Genomic DNA, 2,223 nt, shown 5'->3' with positions numbered 1-2,223 from the left:
GCCCCCGGCAGATCAGGGTGTTCTGCCCGCGATCTTGCTGTCAGCAAAAGAACGGTCGAGGTTATCGTGAATTCGAAAACGCGTGCAAAGAGCATCGTCGAGGGAAGTGGTGCGATGAGGATAGTGGACCGGCTGCGCTCCTGCTGGGGGTTCAGTCCGAATGTCGACCGAAATGTCACCCTGGTGGACGGCTTTCTCAACGGCAAGACCGTTGCCGAGCTGGCGCAGGAGCATCGCCTTTCAAAAACAAGGACGCGCCAGATCATCGAAAAGGCCGACCGCCTCGTGGGCGGGGGTATCTTGACCAGGGCCGAACCGTCCGAGGCTCCGCCACGATCCGATTTCATGGCGGCCTATCGGTACGTATGGAGCCTGGCGGAGACGCACCGGCTCGGGAGCGTCGCGCCACACCATTTTTTCAAGGAGCTGCAACGCGCGGGATCACTGGAACAGCTTGTTGACCGCATCAAGCGATATCCCAAGCGCGCTCCACTGACATCCGAGCTCATACGCCTCGTGTGGCTGAAGGAGACGGGCGAAAGCCCCTGGTCGGCTATGAAGCGATCGAAGATCACGATTGTGGAACCAGGCTGTGCGGCTGATCATCCAGATCGCGGGCTTCATTGCCAGCGCGCGCTGGAACCGGCTGTCCAGGAATTGGTTGAGAGCGCCGCGGCGGCCGGATGGACCAATGACGAGATCGCGGGTGCACTCCTCGAAGTCGCGCGCGCACATCAAGGGTGACAATGCGCTGAGAGGTTACCGTGCATCCGGGCCGAGGGCGGACGGGAGAGCGGTTCGCCAGCCATTCGCAACGCGCATGCCTCGCCGGGTCGACCGAAGAGCGCTACTCCAGAAAACCTCTCGGCCGTGACTCGACCGAGATGCAGAGGGCACAGGCGAAAGGCTGACAAAGACAACCGTCATTGACGTGTTCAGGGCGATGGTTAGATTGCCTCCGCGGGTGAGAATTGCCCGCCTTGCCAAGACAAGGAGTAGACGCGTGGCTACGGGTACGGTGAAGTGGTTTAATGCGACAAAGGGCTTTGGGTTCATCCAACCGGACTCCGGCGGAGCGGACGTTTTCGTTCATATATCTGCCGTGGAACGTGCCGGGTTGAGGAGCCTCGCCGATGGCCAAAAGGTCAGCTATGAGGTCGAGCAGGACCGGCGCACTGGAAAAATCCTCTGCTGGCAATCTCAAGGCGATCTAGCAGGCTGTTGAAAAAGGGCTCGCGGCGATGCTGTGAGCGTGATTCAGTTTCTCCGGAGAGATTCGGAGAACAAGGCATGCGCGGGGGGACGGACGGTCTGGCGAGTTGTTCAGTTATGTTGATCTCGAGGCGCGGGTGCGGCGCGATCATCCGTTGCGCCGCATTCGGGGGATTGTGAACGAGGCGCTGGCGACGTTGGAGCAAGACTTGGCGGCGCTGTATTCGCCGATGGGGCGGCCTTCGATCCCGCCGGAAAAGTTGCTGCGAGCGATGCTGCTGCAGGCGTTCTACTCGATCCGATCGGAGCGGCTTTTGATGGAGCGGCTGGAATACGACCTTCTGTTCCGCTGGTTCGTCGGTATCGGCGTCGACGACGCGGCCTGGGACCATTCGGTGTTCTCCAAGAACCGCGACCGGCTGCTGGAGGGCGACATCGCCGCAAAGTTCCTGAGCGCGGTGCTGGCGCAGCCCAAGGTCAAGAGGCTCCTGTCGATGGATCACTTCTCGGTCGACGGGACGCTGATTGAGGCCTGGGCGTCGATGAAGAGCGTCAAGCCGAAGGACGGCTCGGGCGAGCCGCCGGCTGAAGGCGGCGGGCGAAACGCGAAAGCGAACTTCCATGGCCACAAGCGCTCGAACGACACACATGCCTCGACCACCGATCCGGATGCCCGGCTCTATCGCAAGGGCAAAGGCAAGGAGGCCAAGTTGTGCTTTATGGGACATGGCTTGATGGAGAACCGCCACGGCCTGCTGGTCGACGCCTGCCTGACACTGGCCGACGGACATGCTGAGCGGGTGGCCGCACTGCACATGATCGAACCTCGAGCGGAGCGGCCACAGGCGATCACGCTCGGCGCCGACAAGGCCTACGACGCGGAAGACGTCGTCAATGAGCTGCGCTCGATGAGGGTGACGCCGCATGTAGCGCAGAACACGAGCGGCCGCAGTTCGGCGATCGACGGGCGCACGACGCGGCTGGCGGCTATGCCGTCAGCCAGCGCATCCA

The 2,223-nt window shown here is 62.0% G+C and carries 2 protein-coding genes and 1 pseudogene; all 3 read left to right on the top strand.

Going from position 1 to position 2,223, the window contains the following annotated elements; genetic code table 11:
* Positions 1–744, top strand: a 744-nt coding sequence (locus EOC06_RS34275) for a hypothetical protein (RefSeq protein ID WP_306462375.1), incomplete at its 5' end; no start/stop codon positions are given.
* Between the two features lie 259 nt (positions 745–1,003).
* On the top strand, positions 1,004–1,225 hold the full coding sequence (locus EOC06_RS34270; protein ID WP_128309895.1) for a cold-shock protein: 222 nt from the start codon (positions 1,004–1,006) through the stop codon (positions 1,223–1,225).
* A 49-nt stretch (positions 1,226–1,274) separates the two neighbouring features.
* Positions 1,275–2,223 (top strand): annotated as a pseudogene (locus EOC06_RS34265) (IS5 family transposase); the annotation flags it as partial.

This window comes from Mesorhizobium sp. M7A.F.Ca.MR.362.00.0.0 (genome assembly GCF_004023175.1).
In the GTDB taxonomy this organism is placed as follows: Bacteria; Pseudomonadota; Alphaproteobacteria; order Rhizobiales; family Rhizobiaceae; genus Mesorhizobium.
The sequence above is the reverse complement of the archived record's forward strand: the minus strand, read 5'-3'. Positions and strand labels throughout refer to the sequence as shown.